Source organism: Halopseudomonas xiamenensis (assembly GCF_014219065.1).
In the GTDB taxonomy this organism is placed as follows: Bacteria; Pseudomonadota; Gammaproteobacteria; order Pseudomonadales; family Pseudomonadaceae; genus Halopseudomonas; species Halopseudomonas xiamenensis.
In genome coordinates, this window is the sequence record NZ_JACLGO010000017.1 from 17,142 (window position 1) to 33,503 (window position 16,362).

General features: G+C 56.2%; 15 protein-coding genes and 3 pseudogenes. 5 read left to right on the forward strand and 13 right to left on the reverse strand.

Translation table 11 applies throughout. The features are described from left to right. The first annotated feature begins 66 nt into the window (after positions 1-66). Entirely contained in the window at positions 67-534 is a 468-nt protein-coding gene (locus H6X51_RS12245; RefSeq protein ID WP_185267774.1) for a hypothetical protein, read from the forward strand. Positions 535-852: 318 nt separating this feature from the next. On the opposite strand, the gene hldE is transcribed toward H6X51_RS12245, so the two are convergent. Together hldE and msbA are read right to left on the reverse strand one after the other, a co-directional pair. Further along, complete coding sequence (gene hldE / locus H6X51_RS12250) at positions 853-2,283, reverse strand: bifunctional D-glycero-beta-D-manno-heptose-7-phosphate kinase/D-glycero-beta-D-manno-heptose 1-phosphate adenylyltransferase HldE (protein WP_185267775.1); 1,431 nt, start codon at positions 2,281-2,283, stop codon at positions 853-855. Between the two features lie 4 nt (positions 2,284-2,287). Beyond that, the gene (gene msbA / locus H6X51_RS12255) at positions 2,288-4,093 is read right to left on the reverse strand and encodes a lipid A export permease/ATP-binding protein MsbA (protein ID WP_185267776.1); all 1,806 of its coding nucleotides are present in this window, start codon (positions 4,091-4,093) and stop codon (positions 2,288-2,290) included. Positions 4,094-4,244: 151 nt separating this feature from the next. Between msbA and H6X51_RS12260 the strand changes: the two genes are divergently transcribed. Continuing rightward, positions 4,245-4,841 (forward strand): lipopolysaccharide kinase InaA family protein, encoded by a 597-nt coding sequence (locus H6X51_RS12260; RefSeq protein WP_185267777.1) that lies wholly within the window; start codon positions 4,245-4,247, stop codon positions 4,839-4,841. Here H6X51_RS12260 and H6X51_RS12265 read toward each other — a convergent pair whose 3' ends face one another. The 4 genes from H6X51_RS12265 to H6X51_RS12280 all read right to left on the reverse strand — a co-directional run bounded on the left by H6X51_RS12265 (position 4,842) and on the right by H6X51_RS12280 (position 9,092). Continuing rightward, positions 4,842-6,272 carry a PIG-L deacetylase family protein gene (locus tag H6X51_RS12265; protein WP_185267778.1) on the reverse strand — a complete coding sequence of 477 codons (1,431 nt, stop codon included), beginning with the start codon at positions 6,270-6,272 and terminating at the stop codon, positions 4,842-4,844. A gap of 5 nt (positions 6,273-6,277) precedes the next feature. Then, complete coding sequence (locus tag H6X51_RS12270; protein WP_185267779.1) at positions 6,278-7,177, reverse strand: GNAT family N-acetyltransferase; 900 nt, start codon at positions 7,175-7,177, stop codon at positions 6,278-6,280. 335 nt (positions 7,178-7,512) lie between these two features. Beyond that, positions 7,513-8,154, reverse strand: a complete 642-nt coding sequence (gene pmrG / locus H6X51_RS12275) for a lipopolysaccharide core heptose(II)-phosphate phosphatase PmrG (RefSeq protein WP_185267780.1) — start codon at positions 8,152-8,154, stop codon at positions 7,513-7,515. 110 nt (positions 8,155-8,264) lie between these two features. Further along, positions 8,265-9,092, reverse strand: coding sequence for a lipopolysaccharide kinase InaA family protein (locus H6X51_RS12280; protein ID WP_185267833.1), 828 nt, complete (start codon positions 9,090-9,092; stop codon positions 8,265-8,267). A 237-nt stretch (positions 9,093-9,329) separates the two neighbouring features. Here H6X51_RS12280 and H6X51_RS12285 point away from each other — a divergent pair. The 3 pseudogenes from H6X51_RS12285 to H6X51_RS12295 form a co-directional block, all read left to right on the forward strand. Next, positions 9,330-9,485 (forward strand): annotated as a pseudogene (locus H6X51_RS12285) (type II toxin-antitoxin system HigB family toxin); the annotation flags it as partial. Between the two features lies 1 nt (position 9,486). Further along, positions 9,487-9,692: pseudogene (locus tag H6X51_RS12290) on the forward strand (helix-turn-helix domain-containing protein); the annotation flags it as partial. A 120-nt stretch (positions 9,693-9,812) separates the two neighbouring features. Further along, positions 9,813-10,031 (forward strand): annotated as a pseudogene (locus tag H6X51_RS12295) (transposase domain-containing protein); the annotation flags it as partial. 229 nt (positions 10,032-10,260) lie between these two features. On the opposite strand, the gene H6X51_RS12300 reads toward H6X51_RS12295, so the two are convergent. Genes H6X51_RS12300 through H6X51_RS12330 form a run of 7 tightly spaced genes read right to left on the reverse strand, consistent with a single transcriptional unit; the run spans position 10,261 to position 16,322 of the window. Continuing rightward, a complete protein-coding gene (locus H6X51_RS12300; RefSeq protein ID WP_185267781.1) occupies positions 10,261-11,148 on the reverse strand; it encodes a glycosyltransferase in 888 nt (295 codons plus the stop codon). Between the two features lie 28 nt (positions 11,149-11,176). Further along, positions 11,177-12,295 carry a DegT/DnrJ/EryC1/StrS family aminotransferase gene (locus tag H6X51_RS12305; protein ID WP_185267782.1) on the reverse strand — a complete coding sequence of 373 codons (1,119 nt, stop codon included), beginning with the start codon at positions 12,293-12,295 and terminating at the stop codon, positions 11,177-11,179. Next, on the reverse strand, positions 12,292-12,813 hold the full coding sequence (locus tag H6X51_RS12310; RefSeq protein ID WP_185267783.1) for a GNAT family N-acetyltransferase: 522 nt from the start codon (positions 12,811-12,813) through the stop codon (positions 12,292-12,294). The genes H6X51_RS12305 and H6X51_RS12310 overlap by 4 nt, the downstream gene beginning before the upstream one ends. Beyond that, positions 12,810-13,214 carry a sugar 3,4-ketoisomerase gene (locus H6X51_RS12315; RefSeq protein ID WP_185267784.1) on the reverse strand — a complete coding sequence of 135 codons (405 nt, stop codon included), beginning with the start codon at positions 13,212-13,214 and terminating at the stop codon, positions 12,810-12,812. Before H6X51_RS12315 ends, H6X51_RS12310 begins: the two co-directional genes overlap by 4 nt. After that, a complete protein-coding gene (gene rfbA / locus H6X51_RS12320) occupies positions 13,211-14,083 on the reverse strand; it encodes a glucose-1-phosphate thymidylyltransferase RfbA (protein ID WP_185267785.1) in 873 nt (290 codons plus the stop codon). Before rfbA ends, H6X51_RS12315 begins: the two co-directional genes overlap by 4 nt. Further along, positions 14,080-15,177 (reverse strand): dTDP-glucose 4,6-dehydratase, encoded by a 1,098-nt coding sequence (rfbB, locus tag H6X51_RS12325; protein ID WP_328795670.1) that lies wholly within the window; start codon positions 15,175-15,177, stop codon positions 14,080-14,082. Before rfbB ends, rfbA begins: the two co-directional genes overlap by 4 nt. Beyond that, positions 15,174-16,322, reverse strand: coding sequence for a glycosyltransferase (locus H6X51_RS12330; protein ID WP_185267786.1), 1,149 nt, complete (start codon positions 16,320-16,322; stop codon positions 15,174-15,176). Before H6X51_RS12330 ends, rfbB begins: the two co-directional genes overlap by 4 nt. Positions 16,323-16,362: the final 40 nt, after the last annotated feature.

The window sequence follows — 16,362 nt, forward strand, 5'->3', positions numbered from 1 at the left end:
AACACACCACCAACTGATCAGCATTGATAGGCTCCAGGTATCCTCCAGCCAGCTCAAGGGATTGTCATGGCTCACCACCCCGACCGCATCGCTGCCCACGGCGTACGGATACTGTTGCTGTGGCTGCTCACCGCCGCGCCCGGTCTGCCGGCGATCAGCAGTGAAGCCAGCTCCCCACGACAAACCGAATTCAGCGACCGCAACTACACGCCGAACCGCCAGATCAATATCAGCAAGCCAACCAGACCAGGCGCAGCCCGGGCCGCAGCCAGTACCGACAACAGGGTCATCCAGAGCAATATGGAGAAGGTAGCCTGGGTGGATGCACGGGGAGCGCAAACCGAATACCGGATGTACTACGAACACGACAGTAACACGCTGGATTTCGCCAGCGTGTGCAGCAACTACCGCAAGGGGTCGATCGACTATCGCAACTGCCGCAAGGCGGCCAAGCAGTGGTTCGGCGGCAAATGCAACGGTGGCAACTCAGCGGGCAGGATGTACTGCCATGCCCGCAATGGATTCCTGCCCTGAGCCGACTCCGGGGCCAATAGCAAAGCCCGCCAATCGCGGCGAGGCGCCGCTCCCACTCCAGTCAGCAGTCAGCAGTCAGCAGTCAGCAGTCAGCAGTCAGCAGTCAGCAGTCAGAGCATGGCCTGCTCTTGTGGGAGATTCTATGGTTCCATACAAGCGGGTTCGAGTGCTGCAGATGGCATGCTTGCGTGGGAGCGGCGCCTCGCCGCGATAAGGCGTACGGCACGCTCCCCAGAGATTACTTTGCCGCACTCCAAACAGATCGCAGGGAGCCAGGGAGTCTCCCCCCAAGGCACCGCGCCAACCGGGCGAGTAAACTCAGCCCGCACTCTTCTCGCGAATCTTCTCCACGATCGCCGTGGTCGAGCAGCTGTCGACGAACTTCAGCACTTTCACTTCACCGCCGTAAGCCTGCACTATGGGCGCGCCGACCACCTGGTCGATGCCATAATCACCGCCCTTGACCAGCACATCGGGACGGACCTGGCGCAGCAGCGCTTCGGGGGTATCCTCGGCGAAGCTGACCACCCAGTCCACCGCCTCCAGGCCGGCCAACACCGTCATCCGCCGCTCCACGGCATTGATCGGCCGTCCCAGCCCCTTGAGGCGGGTCACAGAGGCGTCATCGTTGATCGCCACCACCAGCCGATCGCCCTGGCTGCGTGCCTCTTCCAGATAGCCGACATGACCGGCATGGATGATGTCGAAACAGCCGTTGGTGAACACGATCCGCTCGCCGTGCGCCCGCGCATCCTCCACCGCCACCAGCAGTTGCTCCGGCGACATGACCCCGCGGCCAGCACCCTGGGTCTGCTGCACCGCCCGGCGCAACTCCGGCGCGCTGATCGCCGCGGTACCCAGCTTGCCGATAACGATACCCGCCGCCAGGTTGGCCAGCGCCACGGCATTGGGCAGCGACTCACCGGCAGCCAGCGCGGTACCCAGGGTCGAGATGACCGTATCACCCGCACCAGTGACATCGAATACCTCACGGGCGCGGGCCGGCAGGTGCAATGCCGCCTCGCCGTGGCGCAGCAAGGTCATGCCATGCTCGCTGCGGGTTACCAGCAGAGCCTGCAGATCCAGCTCTGTGATCAACGCCATGCCCTTGTCCACCAGCTCCTGCTCAGTGGCGCAGTGGCCGACCACCGCTTCGAATTCGGACAGGTTCGGCGTGATCAGGGTGGCACCACGGTAGATGGAAAAGTCCTTGCCCTTGGGGTCGGCCAGCACCGGCAGGTTGCGCTCACGGGCCAGCCTGATCAGCGCCTGGTGGTTGACCAGCGCGCCCTTGCCGTAGTCGGACAGGATCACCACCCTGACCTTGTCCAGCAGCCCGCTGACCGTCTGCAGCATGGCCTCGCCATCGGTGGCGAAGGGCTCTTCGAAGTCCACCCGCAGCAGTTGCTGGTGCCGGCTCATGACCCGCAATTTGGTAATGGTCGGCAACTCAGGGTGCGCCTGAAAAGCGCAATAGACGCCCGCGGCATTTAACCTCTGCTGCAGGCTCTCGGCGGCCTCATCGGTGCCGGTGACCCCCACCAGCCAGGCCGGCGCACCCAGCGCCGCGATGTTCAGGGCGACGTTGCCGGCACCACCGGGGCGGTCCTCGATCTGGTCGACCTTGACCACCGGCACCGGCGCTTCCGGTGAAATGCGCTGGGTCGGACCGTGCCAGTAACGGTCCAGCATGACATCACCCACAACCAGAACCGGTGCGGAATCAAAACGGGGCATGGTCAGTTTCATTGCATCACTCATGTGTATTGAGGTCTCGGGCAGTCTGCGTCTCGTCCTGGAACTGCATGCTGTGCAGACGCGCATAGTAGCCATTGAGCGCCATCAGTTCGGCGTGACTGCCGCGCTCCACGATCTGCCCCTGGTCCATCACCATGATGATATCGGCCTTCTCGATGGTCGACAGGCGATGGGCGATCACCAGCGCGGTGCGTCCTTCCATGACGCTGTCCAGCGCCGCCTGGATATGCCGTTCCGACTCGGTATCCAGCGCCGAGGTCGCCTCATCCAGGATCAGGATCGGCGCATCACGCAGCAGCGCACGGGCGATCGCCAGGCGCTGGCGCTGCCCACCGGACAGCAGCACGCCGTTTTCGCCGACCAGGGTATCGAAGCCCTGCGGCAGTTGTTCGATGAACTCCCGGGCATAGGCCGCTTCCGCCGCCGCCATGATGGCCTCACGCGGAGCGCCAGCCAGGTCACCGTAGGCGATATTGTTGGCCACCGTATCATTGAACAGGGTCACATGCTGGGTCACCAGCGCAATGTGCCTGCGCAGATTGCGCAGGCGATATTGCTCCACCGCCACACCGTCGACCAGGATCTGCCCCTGATCGTGGGTGTAGAAGCGCGGAATCAGGTTGGCCAGGGTCGACTTGCCACTGCCGGAACGCCCGACCAGCGCCACCATCTGCCCCGGCTCGACGGTAAAGTTGATGTCCCGCAGTACCGGCTTGTCAGAGCCAGGATAACGAAAGGTCAGGTTGTTCACCTCGATACGCCCGCTGACACGGTCGCGCTCGATACTGCCGGTATCCTGCTCAGGCTCCTCGTCCAACTGCTCGAAGATGCTCTCCGCGGCGGCGATACCTTTCTGGATATTGGCGCTGACCTCGGACAGTTGACGGATCGGCTTGGGCAACAGGCCGGCCGCGGTGATATAGGACACCAGGTCACCGGCGGTGGCATCACCACGCAGGAACAGCACCAGGAACATCACCCCGGCCATCGCCCCGTAGGTCACCAGCTGCAATGTCGGCGTGAAAACCGCGCCGGTACGTACCATTTTCAGGCCGCGCAAGCGGTTGTTCTCGCTGGCCTTGTGAAAGCGCTCGCTCTCATAGCTCTCGCCGCCGAAACTGCGCACCACGCGATAGCCGGTAATGGTCTCGGAGGTGACATGAGTCACATCGCCCATGGCGGTCTGGATCTTCTTGCTCTGCTTGCGAAACTTCTTGCTGGTGCTGTTGACCATCAGGCCGATCAGCGGCAGCACCGCCATCAGCACCAGCGTCAGCTTCCAGTTCATCCACAGCAGATAACCGAACAGGAAGATCACCGTCATGCCCTCACGAAACACTACCTTGATCGCATCGGTGGCGGCACCGGTGACCATGGTCACATTGAAGGTCACCCGTGAGACCAGATGGCCGGAGTTGTTGTTGTCGAAATAGCGGTTGGGCAAGGTCAACAAGTTATCGAACAGGGATGTGCGCAAGTCATGCACTACCCCCAAGGAGACCTTGGCGATGAAATAGTTGCCGAGATAGGAGCCGATACCCTGGTACAGCGCCACCAGGATGATGAACAACGGAAAGCCCCAGATCAGCGGCACCCCCAGAAACAATGCCGAACTGCCCTCGTTCAGGCCATCGACAAAGTACTTCAGCATCCAGGCCATGGCCGGCTGACTGGAGGCGAAAATCATGAAGCCGAAGATACTGATGGCAAAGGGCAGCCAATAGGGTTTGACGTAGCCGAGCAGGCGCAAATAGATGCGTACACTCGAACGGGCAAAGCTTTCTTTCTGCGGATCCGACATAAGCTCTTCGCGAAATGGAATCAGGCCGGGGAGTTTATCACAGCCTAGAACCGCGCTCCGGGTTGCCATCATCTGTACATACGACCGTCACTATAGATGAGCCGGTGACCGCGATACGGTAGACTAGCCGCTTTCATTGCGGGAAGGCGGCATGCAGGCACTGGATTCAGCACAATACGAGCGCTTGCGCGAAAACGCAGAAGTCCTGGAGCGGGACGGGCATGGCGAGAAAGTACTGCGCCTAGCCGATGGCACCTTCCTCAAGCTGTTCCGCCGCAAGAGCTGGCTGTCGAAAACCGCCTTCTACCCACCGGCCAGGCGTTTTACCGATAATGCCGCCGAGCTGGAACGCCTGGGCATACCCTGCCCCCATGTATTGCAACTCTATCGGATGAGCAATCCATACCGCTCGGTGGTGCACTATGAACCGCTGCCCGGCCTGACCCTGCGTCAACTGCTCGCCCAGGATCCCAGCCTGGACCAGTTGGAGCTTTTTGCCCGGCTGGCCGAATTCATCACTCGACTGCATGACTTGGGGGTGTATTTCAGGTCACTGCACATGGGCAATATCGTCCTGACGCCCGACAACGAATTGGGGCTGATCGATATCTCGGATATGCGCTGTCTAGGCCGCCCGCTATCGCGGTGGATGCGTGACAGGAACTACCAGCATTTGCTCAGGTACGAACAGGACTGGGCGCAGGTCGACCCGAACATAGGTACGCTGTTCATGTTTTCCCGGCGCTGATCAGTCAGGAATCGAGTCACCCCGCCGGGGAGGCAGTTCTCTCACCCAGAACAGCTCATGCCGGCGCACCGCTTTGCGCAGATATTCATTATCACCGGTCTTCGGCCAACGCCTGCCGGCCAGCAGACGCTGGATATGACGGCGCAGCTGACGCTTGAAAGGCAGCGGCGGCTGCAGGTCATGGTGCATCAGCAGCGCCATGGCCTTATCCAGCTGCTGCTGATCATCCAGTACATGGCTGAACAGATCGTCAGCTAACAACTCGACCAACGCGGGCGGCAATGCCACACCAGTATTGGCGTCACCCATCGGCCAACGGTCGTTGTCATGCAGATGGTTGGCATACAGAAACAACTGTTCCGGCTGCCAGGCGCTCTGCTCCATCGCCTGAAAGAACGCCCGGGTGCTGGCGACATGATCAGCATGGGGGTCCAGCTCCGGATGCGGCATCACCACCACATCAGGCCGGAAATGCTCCAGGCAGGCCGCCAGATCGGCAACCAGATTGTTCCAGGTGGGCAAGCCATCAGCATCGGCGGGCAGATCGATCGCATTGAAACGCCGCGCGCCGCGTATGTCCGTCTCACCGGACTCCTTGGAGCCGAACGCTTGCTCCGGCTGTTCCGCCATGGCCGTCAACTGCATGCAGTAATACCCCAGCTGCACGCAATCCGCCTGCGGCACACCGCCCCACAGTGGTATGGCCAGGCTATCCCAGCAACGCAGGCGCCCCTTCAACCGGGCGGCCTCAGTCTTCCCCAGTCCGAGCCGTTGGTAATGTCGCGCCTCGATCTCGCCCTGAGTAAGAGTAACGATGCGTACCTTCTCCGCACTGCTGTACAGGCCGAACGCCGCCAGCTCAGCATCGTCGGCATGGGGGGCGAGGATGAGCACGCTCTGCGTCCGTGGGCAGGACTGATTGAAGGCGAACAATTGCACATCCGGCATGATGGAACAGAAGCCACAATGCACAGCCAGCCCTTCGCCCTGCAGATGCTCCGCCTGCCCGGTCAGGTTCAGATAGCGCACGCCCCTGGCACCGCGCTCGAATGTCTGTCGGTCATTGCCGATATGGATCACCGGATCGAACAGCAGCCCCAGCCACGAGCTGCGTATCTGCACCTGCACCACCAGTGTTGCCTGGTCCAGATCGAGCTGGGCCGCTGACAGCTCCAGTCGCCAGAACCCACCAGCCGTCTGCAACGGGATCGGCTCGATATGATCCGGGAAGCGGTAACGGTAATCCTCGCTCGGCGAATAGAACAGATGATCGGCGAACCAGGCTTCATGCGCCAACCAGGCCAGCAACAAGCCAAACGGGAGCAGCCAGACTGAGAGTTCGATGCTGGCCATCACCAGCAACGTCAGTACAGCCACCATGGCAACGCGCTTGTTACGCCGATAGCGCTTGAGTAGTCGTTGTTTACGCATGGGTCTCAGCCGACCTCATACACAGGAACACGACGGCACCAGCGATCCTTGTACTGACGGTCGGCACGACCAAAGGAATAGCGCAGCGCCCTACCCCGCTGCCGAGCATGCTCCCATTCAGCCTGGGTATTCACAAAGCTCAATACGCTGCCCGGGCTCAGCTCGTTGAAAGCCGGGTCCACGCCGCCATTGATATACTCAACGCTGATCCACTCGGGCGATTCCACCCGGTACAGCACCTGGAATGCCACCGGCACGCCATCGACACAAATGAAACTGCCGGTCATGAACTCCCGCAACAGATCGAACACCTCGGGCAGACAGGCCTTGCCCGGAACGGCAAACCCCCAGCGCTTTTCAAACAGGGTGGTATACATCCCGGCCCGCTCGGCGGTCGACAGCTGACTGATCGGCGCGATGACACCGCCCTGCTCCTCAAGCAAACGCAACTCACGGCGCTGGTTATAGCGAAACTTCCGGCTGTACTGTTCAGGCTCCCGGGCCAGCGCCAGTTGCTGCTTCTGCGGGCGCAGGGTAGCAACCCGACTGGTATGTAACCCGGAGACATAGCTTCCGGCATGACGTACCGATATGAGCGAGTTCGCTGCCTGGGGCAGGATGATCTCCGCATTGCCCAGATCGAAAACGCCACGCTTCTTCCTGCGCTTGAGCACCACCCTGGACAGGGCCAGATGCTTGCCCCAGACAGGCATCGCCGCCTGCAGCTCACCATCGTCAAACCAGCCCAGGTAACGCACCTCGATGCCAGCCAGCGCTGACAACCCGGCTACGATCTGCGGGTGTGTCGCCACGCTGCCACCCCAGCGCGCCCAGGCCTGCTGGTAATCCCCGGCATCGATGGGAGTCCAGCCACGCTCACGATACAAACGAAACAGATCGAACATGGAACTAGACCGCGTTGCGCTTGGCGGCAGTATTCGTGATGGCCCAGTGATTTTTGAGCATAGCTGTCCCTATGCCCTCGCCGGAAGCATGACTTCCTCACTTGGGCATAACCTGATGATGATGAAATAACGAACTTGAAGGGCGGCAGTTTGCCGGCGAGCCCAATATAGAGAAGTTTGCTTTCTCGCTGTTGGGTATTCGCTTTTTGTTCAGGAAGCGTTCAGCTTTTCAGGAAGGGAGGTCATACGTATATACGCATCGGCACAAGCGACTGCGGAAAAAGGCATACCGCAGCCACTTGTTCATAGGAATACTGGACCAGGTAAAACGAGGCTCAACGCGCGAACGTCAAATCCCAATCTTCTGGATCAATAAAACCTAATGCCTTGACCCCTTCAGGATTGTCCGCCAGCGACAGGAAAATTGCGGAGCCGTATGCGGGAAGCTCTTCGTCATACCCCAGCGCCTCTTGTGCATAGTTGATGCAGTGACTGTGCGTAACCAGAATCAGGTTCCGCGCCACCTGCTTGTTGTCCAGAGCGGTGTCGATGAAATCCTCCTCACAACTGACCAGCCAATCGCGCTCCTCACCCACATCGCCAAAAACCAGCGCCTCGGTCTCGGCGGTCCGTAGTGCGGGGCTGTTGTAGACAATGGACTTATCCAGCCCCAGCTCGCCAAAATCCTCATGCAGCTCGTCCCCGACCAGTTTGGCACGTGCGGTCAGCCCGCTTTTGTCGGTCAGGCAGGGCACATCATATCGATCACAGCGCTCGAGATGACGCAGCAGCACGACAACCTCACCCCTGTCCCACGACTGCAGAAGCTCTCCCGTGTAATGCCGGTGCTCTTCAGAAAGGTCGGCTATCGCCGGTGGTTCGAACAGGAAATACAGCAGCGTACTGGCGAGGAGGGTGAAGGCAACAGAGAGTCTGTGGCGGTTGAGCCATTCGGGCAGGCGTGACAGGTAGAGCATTGGCGAGATCCTGATTGTCATGCAGCAAAGGGCAGCATGAAAGCAGTATTGAGATACATTCGCAACACTTTTCTACCGGACCAGTACCGACGGCTGCCTCCTTGTGCTTATCATACCTGACGTTGCTTGCGGGCAGAACGATGCAATACCCTGGCGACCCAATAGCGCACCTGCATATCTACCTTTGACTTGCCCAGGTAAGCCAACAGAAAGCGTAGCCGTTGACTCCGACTGGGCGGCTGGCTGCGTCGATACAATGCCTCCAGATCGCGCATACGTCCCCAGGGCGAGAATAGATGCGCACGACTCTTTTCCAGATCGATTAGGCACGCACTTGCCCCATCCTCTGTTGGCTTGAGAAAGATATGCTTGGGATACAGGCAGTTATGCACTATCGAGTGTTTGTGCAGCAACGCAATCAGTTTCCCTGCCGCTACCAGCAGGTCCCTCTTCTGGCAGCACCCTAGCGAATGCCAGTTGGCAAACCAATGATCCAACGGCAGATAGCCATCCAGATTACGGGTCAGCAGAATCGCGTGCAACTCCCCTTCGACCCGTCGCTGGGCAAAAAAGGCAGCTTGCAGTGCCGGAATACCCAGCTGTGCATACCGTTGGATATTGTAGAACTCTCGCGCAACAGTTGGCTCACCCAGCGGGTGGCGTATAGTGCGGATCAGATAGTTGCTCTGACGCTTCAGATAGAAAACCTGCGGGTTGCCGTTGGCATCTTGCAGACTCAGCCGACTGACGCTGCTATATCCACCACGGGCGTAGTTGGGTTCATCCACCAACTCCGCCTCCACTTCCCAGAGCGCTTCGAAGCTATCGAGTCGATGAAGTTGCAGCGTATCGAACGCATTGACGGCAATAAAAGCCGAATCCGTCGTTCTCGTCCTTCGATACCTAGGACGACCGATCTCAGGAGCCCTGCTCGACATCATAATCACCCACAGAAAAGCCATGACACATCACAGCAACTGCTGCTGCGACGCACCAACAAAGGGGCAATATAAGAGAACCAGCCACCTCACTTCGGGATTTCCGCAATCCGTTCAGCGAGCGTTCAGCTTTCCCAACAGTATGACCATCCACCTCGGTGGCCGGTATCCTGCGCCAGCACCACCGCAGGAAACCGACACTCGCGCAAAGTCCCAACGCGGACCTAAAATAAGCCCATGAGCATAATCGCCATCAGCCACCTGAAAGCCTTCAGGGAGAGATACCCAGATGCAGAGTAACCACTGTTGGCCTGGACCGACGAAGCCAAAAAAGCTGTCTGGTCCAGCCCTACGGACATCAAGAAGCAGTTTCGTAACGCGAGCATTCCCAAAAGATGCCTTCGAGGTCATAATCACCCTGATAGAGGCCTACGAGGCGAAGCATTTTCCTGTCGATCTGCCGACCCCCATTGATGCGATCAAGTTCCGCATGGACAATCAGGCTTGACTGCTGCCAATCTGGCTCCCGCTATCGGCAGAACGAATCGCGTCTATGAAGTGCTGAACGGGACGCGCGCCCTTACGCTGCCGATGATCTAGAAACTGCACAACATGTTCGGTATCCCGGCGGAGAGCCTGATCAAGCCTGTGACTCACACATAATCCGGCACCCGCAACGCAAAAAACCAGCCGGGCTGGGTTTGGCATGGCGCCATCTAGCCATTCGTCATCAGTCGCAAGAACTGGCTGTTCAACGATACACCCAAGAGTGTTCACGCCAGCACGCTGATCTACAGCCTAGTTGAAACAGCCAAGGCCAACGGGCAGGAACTCTATGCCTGGTTGCGGCATGTGCTGGAGCGCCTGCCCTTGGCCACTACGACAGAAGACTATGAAGCTCTGCTTCCATGGCATTGCCTAAAGGTCAATAGTTACTGATCGGTAGCCCTGTGGGAAGGTGGGGGTTACGGATCAGTTACAGCGGTTGAGCCATCCAGTTAGGCCAGACAGGTAATGCATTGGCTAGGCGCTGCTTGTAGATTGGGGATCCTGAAAAAACATGTATACGACAGAGGGTTCATGCTCCCTGAGGAGAGCAGGCACTATGAAACCAGTATTGAGACCCGTTCGCAACAAATTCCTTACCCTATGGCCTCATAAGTGCATCTCAATGTTTTACCAGCATCCGTAATACCCCTCTCAGCACCTTCAAATCCATACTCCGAAGCGGGATGCGCCTTAGTATCTTCAAGGCCAGCCTGCGATCAGCTTTGGCAGCTTTCATAAAATAGGATTTGAAATGCTTGGTACACACCGCCTGATAATCCTGATCGTCAGCATACAAAGCATATATCCGTAATACCTCATCGAACATGAATTCCAAACGAGAATGCATATTGCCATCGTGTACCCGGTAAAAGGCCAGATCGTCCTCCAGTACATCGATAAAGTAACCGGCGCTGGTAACCTTAAGCATCATTAACAGGTCTTCAATACGCATGGTCTCGTCGTAACCACCTACGTTACGAACCACATCAGTACGTAGCATCATGCTGGGAGCAGGTGCACCGGCTACCGTGCCACAGAACACTGCGCGAAAATCCAGGCGCCGAGCGGGCCGATGACGATACTTGTGCGGCAACCTTTCACCATTTTCCGCAATAGGTACAATATTTCCGCCACAGATAGCCACCTGGGGGTGCGAATGCATGTGCTCAACCTGCCGGCCAAGTCGGCCAGGCAGCATCACATCATCTGAAGCAATAGGTACAAAGAGTTCGCCTTCAGCCAATGCCAGCGCCCGGTTGAGCGTGGTCAACAGACCTTGATTAGCTTGCACATGCAGCTTGAATGGGTAATCCTCCTGCAATCGTTGCAACAACTCCGGGCTGCCATCGGTCGAGCCGTCATCAATGACTATCACCTGCTTATTGACATAGTTCTGCTCAAAGATACTCTGCAGGCATGCCTCAATGAAAGGCGCATGATTGTAGGAAGGCACAACCACACTGACCAAAGGCCCATCCGCCGACATCTGTTCCTCAATGCTATTCATTCTACGTTCCGATTAAGCCAGATGCATTTCAGCAGCCATATGCATTACAGGCAGCAACAACCGACTCAACCTGCTCATTCGACATCGCAGGTCCGATGGGTAAACTCAGAACCTGCTCGTGCAGTTGTTCAGTAAGCGGTAGCGATAATCCGGCCCAGCTGCTATAAGCCTGCTGCCAGTGTGGCGGTATGGGATAGTGAACAAGGGTTTGCACACCATGCTGTCGCAAATGCGCCTGCAAAGAGCGCCTATCAGTGCAGCGCACTACAAACAGATGCCACACATGCTGCTCGGCATATTCGGACCAATACTGACTGCTGCCTGGCAGAGCAATCAAGGGATTGCTGATACCGGAGAGATAACGCTGCGCCACCTTCCGTCTGGCATTAGTGTCATGATCAAGACGAACCAGCTTGACTCTCAACAGCGCTGCCTGCAACTCATCTAGCCGGCTATTGACGCCCTGATAAATATTCTCGTACTTCTTCTGGCTACCGTAGTTGCCAATGGCCCGAACAGTTTCAGCCAAGGCATCATCACTGGTCGTGACAGCGCCGCCATCGCCCAGCGCACCGAGGTTCTTGCCAGGATAAAAGCTAAAACCCGAAGCATGCCCCCAACTACCGGCCCTTCTCCCATCGATAGCAGCGCCATGGGCCTGGGCCGAATCTTCCAGCACCAGAAGCTGGTATTTTTCTGCCAACGTCATGATGTCAGCCATGGGAGCCAGCCGACCATACAGGTGAACCGCCAAAATGGCTTTTGTATTTGGCGTGATTGCAGCGGCAACCTTGTCTGGAGCAAGATTGCAGCTCTGCACATCAGGCTCCACCAAAACCGGAGTCAGGCGATTTTCGGTTATGGCCAGAATGCTGGCAATGTAGGTATTGGCAGGGACAATGACTTCATCACCCTCCTTGAGTCGTCCCAGCACTTTCCAGGCACGCAAAACAAGAATGAGCGCATCAAGCCCATTCGCAACCCCCACACAATGCCGTGTACCGCAGTATGCCGCAAACTCCTGCTCGAAGGCCTTGACCTCCTGGCCCTGAATATACCAGCCCGAGTCAATAACGCGCGTTGCGGCATTCAGCAACTCCTCGCGGAGCGAGGCATTTACGGCCTGCAAGTCCATAAAAGGTATCATTGTATCTTGCTGCTCAATTTTTTTTTGCTTTCTGCTACGTCTGCCTTCTGTATGGTGAAGTACAGATTCTGTTCATCTTCACCAACAACCTCAGCACCCATTTTTTGATGAAAGGCGATGACACGCTGATTATCTTTCATCACATCAAAGTGAGACTGGGCAAACCCCAACTCCTCGAATCCAAACTGATAGACAAGAAAAGCACTCTCTACAGCCGCATAGCGTGTCTTTTCCTGATTGAGGATCCAACTCCCCCAGCAAAAAGAATCTTCACGCAGATCATAGACACGAACCGTTCCGCAGCGAACTCCGTCCAGTCGCTCTATGATAAAATAGTATTGTATACCGGCCTGCTCATCCTGCTTGTAGCGGCGAATCCACTGACGCTGTTTGCTAACACTGGCATCGGTGCTGGACAGATATTTCCCATAGTTCTCATCCAACCGCAGCGCCAGGATAAACTCCGCATCTTCCTCTTCAACCAACCGCATACGAATAGTTTTGGCATCAAGATTCATACAGGAGCCCGTTGTTTAAGAAACTCATCGTAATCACGAATATAGTCACTCTCATCATAGTGCGCACTGGCTAATACGACGAGAACACAGTCCTGGCTGAAATCATGCATGGTTCGCCAAACCATGGTATCAATAAAGATCCCCCTGCTTGGCGAGTCAAGCCAGACATCCTGCTGCTGGACGCCATCATCCAAGCGCATTCGACAACGGCCGGAAACACAGAAAGCAACCTGTTTCAGAGCCTTGTGCGCATGGAAACCACGGGATACACCCGCCTTCGTATCAAATATGTAATACATCCGTTTGATGTCGAAGGGCACGTTGCCGGCCCCTTCGATAGCGATCAGTGACCCACGATCATCACCCTTCAGCGGAAAATCAATCCATTGCACCAGGCTCACAACCTGCCCTCCGCCAAGCTCAGCAAATACTGGCCATAGCTGTTCTTACTGAGTGATTGTCCTATGCGGTGAAGCTCTTCCTTGCTCAGCCAGCCGTTGTTGTAGGCAATTTCTTCGAGGCAGGCAACTTTATAGCCTTGTCGCTTCTCAATGGTTTCTACAAATAGCCCTGCTTCAAGCAAGCTCTCATGCGTCCCAGTATCCAGCCAGGCAAACCCCCGTCCCAACAGCTCGACATTAAGATCACCCCGCTCCAGATAGGCTTGATTGATACTGGTTATTTCCAGCTCGCCACGGGGTGAGGGTTCAACCTGTTTGGCCATTTTCACAACATCATTGTCGTAGAAATAGAGCCCCGTCACCGCATAGGAGGATTGTGGTTTCAGCGGCTTCTCTTCAATCGACACGGCCCGCCTGTTTTCATCAAATGAAACCACACCAAAACGCTCTGGATCTTTTACTTGATAGCCAAAAACTGTTGCCCCCGTCCCTCGCCTGGCAGCTGCCTTGAGCATGGGGCTAAAGCCTTGGCCATAGAAGATATTATCCCCGAGCACCAGGCACACAGTGTCTGAGCCAACGAACTCTTCGCCAATGATAAACGCTTGGGCCAGCCCATCAGGGCTGGGTTGCTCAGCGTAACTTAAGGATATGCCAAAACCTGACCCGTTCCCCAGCAGACGTTTATAAGAGGAGATATCTTCAGGAGAACTGATCAACAGGATATCCCGAATACCTGCCAGCATCAGTACCGACAACGGGTAATAGATCATCGGTTTGTCATAGATTGGGAGCAGTTGCTTGGATACCCCTTTTGTTATGGGGTAAAGGCGCGTACCCGAGCCTCCTGCCAATACAATACCTTTCACTGGTCACTCCTTCCTTGATGGTTAACACTAGCAGCACCGAGTCGTCCAAGATGATAGGCACCGCTCAATACCCGCTGCCACCAGACTTGATTATCAAGATACCAGGATACCGTCTTACGAATCCCCGTCTGAAAGCTTTCCTGCGGTACCCAGGCTAGCTCACGCTCCATTTTGCTGGCGTCGATCGCATAACGTCGATCATGCCCCGGGCGATCCTCAACGAATGTAATAAGGCTTCTGTAGCTGGCTACACCTGCCGGTTTATTCGGCACGAGCTCCTCAAGCAGATCACAAATCGTTTCCACCACCTCCAGATTTGTCAACTCATTATGCCCACCAATGTTATAGGTTTCACCCGGCACGCCTGCACAAACCACTCGCCAAAGAGCTCTGGCATGATCCTCCACATATAACCAATCACGAATCTGCATGCCATTGCCATAAACCGGTAGCGCCTTGCCATGCAAAGCATTAAGAATCATGTGTGGAATCAGTTTTTCAGGAAAATGGTAGGGACCATAGTTATTCGAACAGTTGGTGACCAGCACCGGCATCCCATAGGTACGCTGCCAAGCTCGGACAAGGTGGTCAGAACCGGCCTTCGAGGCGGAGTAGGGTGAACTGGGCGAATAGCTCGTCGCTTCGGTAAACAGCTCTGTACTGCCTTCCAGATCGCCATAAACCTCGTCGGTAGACACATGATGGAAACGAAACCCGTGTTGCTCTTGCTTCGGCAAGGCCTGCCAATACTGGCGTGCGGCCTCAAGCAATACAGCCGTTCCCATCACATTGGTTCTGACAAACTCAAGGGGTCCGTCAATCGACCTGTCCACGTGGGACTCTGCGGCCAAGTGCATAATGGCCTGCGGGCGGACGTTCTCAACGATGCGCTGCACCTCAGTGGCATCAGTAATATCCGCCTGATAAAAGGCATATCGCTCAGAACTCGCTACATCGCCCAGCGACTCCAGATTACCTGCATAGGTGAGCTTGTCTATATTGACTATGGACACGTTTGTATTCGAAATCAGGTATCGAATCAATGCCGAGCCGATAAAGCCCGCCCCGCCGGTTATCAGAACACGTTCTATCACAACCTTCTATCCCCTTTGGACATCACCATGCTCTCAATTAATTGGCGATAGTTTTTTCTGAAATCATGGATGCTGTGCTGCTCACATAAGTAGGCGTAACCCGCTCGCCCTAGGGCTTGCAACTGAGCATTTCCCATAGACAGCAATGGCTCCAGCTCACGGGCAAGATCATCAGCATTTCCTACCTGGAAAGAACGCCCGGAGCACTCTTCCAGAATCGGCGCCAGACTGGGAATATCGGAACCAATAACCGGGCGCTGACCGGCAAGCGCTTCCAGCAGAGCCAAAGGTAATCCTTCACTGAGAGATGGCATGGCAAAGACGTCAAACGCCCTGACATACTGAAGAGCATCATGATGAGCCCCTAGAAGTATAACCTGCTTCTGCAAGCTATGCTCCGCAATCAGCCTCTCCAGTTCTTCCCGCGAGCGCCCTTCACCGATAATGGCAATCAAAACATCAGGATAGCTCGCGGCCAACTTTGCAAAAGCTGCAATTAATGTAGTGTGCCCCTTCACAGGTACAAGGCGGCCAATACAGCCAACGATACGACATCCCTGGGCCAATCCAAGCCTACGCCGAGCCTCACGACCATCCAATAACATTCCAGTGGCACGCTCTATATCAATAGCATTATTGATATGAGAGGTATTACTTTCGTTGAATCCAGAAACCCTGGACAGCAAATAACGCTTTACCGCCTGGGACACACCAACAATGTGCCATTGAGGTCCAACCAGAATATTAGCTTCAAACACTCGCGCTCGCCGGTCATAGTCGCCAATACCGTGCTGAACGCCGATAAAGGCCGGGCGCGTCAAAATCCTGCTAAGCCACATCATCATGCTGATTGGTTTAAAACGATGAGCAATGACAACATCAAAGCCTTCATCACGACAAAAACGGTACAATTTCAACATAACTGACCAGCGCTTCAGCCCTTTCAGATCTGATTTATCCAGGTCAAAATACACCGACCGCTCAGCAGCGCTGACAGGCTCATCAGGCCCTGGCTTGCCGCGCAGAAACAACGTGGTAACACCGAAGTAATCTGTGGGTAGACCGGCAATCACCTGCTCAGCCAGGTCGGAGGCGTTGACGTTGTATCGCAGCTGTATCTGTAGAACCTTTACCCTGTTACCCACCCTGCCCTCCGCTCCATAAACTTTCCAATCGATGTAGAGT

What these genes read in the sequence shown, in the direction of transcription:
- H6X51_RS12305 (WP_185267782.1), bottom strand. Translation starts at nt 12,295, where the DNA reads ATGATACCTTTTATGGACTTGCAGGCCGTAAATGCCTCGCTCCGCGAG.
- H6X51_RS12260 (WP_185267777.1), top strand. Translation starts at nt 4,245, where the DNA reads ATGCAGGCACTGGATTCAGCACAATACGAGCGCTTGCGCGAAAACGCA.
- hldE (WP_185267775.1), bottom strand. Translation starts at nt 2,283, where the DNA reads ATGAAACTGACCATGCCCCGTTTTGATTCCGCACCGGTTCTGGTTGTG.
- H6X51_RS12265 (WP_185267778.1), bottom strand. Translation starts at nt 6,272, where the DNA reads ATGCGTAAACAACGACTACTCAAGCGCTATCGGCGTAACAAGCGCGTT.
- H6X51_RS12280 (WP_185267833.1), bottom strand. Translation starts at nt 9,092, where the DNA reads ATGTCGAGCAGGGCTCCTGAGATCGGTCGTCCTAGGTATCGAAGGACG.
- H6X51_RS12310 (WP_185267783.1), bottom strand. Translation starts at nt 12,813, where the DNA reads ATGAATCTTGATGCCAAAACTATTCGTATGCGGTTGGTTGAAGAGGAA.
- H6X51_RS12270 (WP_185267779.1), bottom strand. Translation starts at nt 7,177, where the DNA reads ATGTTCGATCTGTTTCGTTTGTATCGTGAGCGTGGCTGGACTCCCATC.
- msbA (WP_185267776.1), bottom strand. Translation starts at nt 4,093, where the DNA reads ATGTCGGATCCGCAGAAAGAAAGCTTTGCCCGTTCGAGTGTACGCATC.
- H6X51_RS12245 (WP_185267774.1), top strand. Translation starts at nt 67, where the DNA reads ATGGCTCACCACCCCGACCGCATCGCTGCCCACGGCGTACGGATACTG.
- H6X51_RS12300 (WP_185267781.1), bottom strand. Translation starts at nt 11,148, where the DNA reads ATGAATAGCATTGAGGAACAGATGTCGGCGGATGGGCCTTTGGTCAGT.
- pmrG (WP_185267780.1), bottom strand. Translation starts at nt 8,154, where the DNA reads ATGCTCTACCTGTCACGCCTGCCCGAATGGCTCAACCGCCACAGACTC.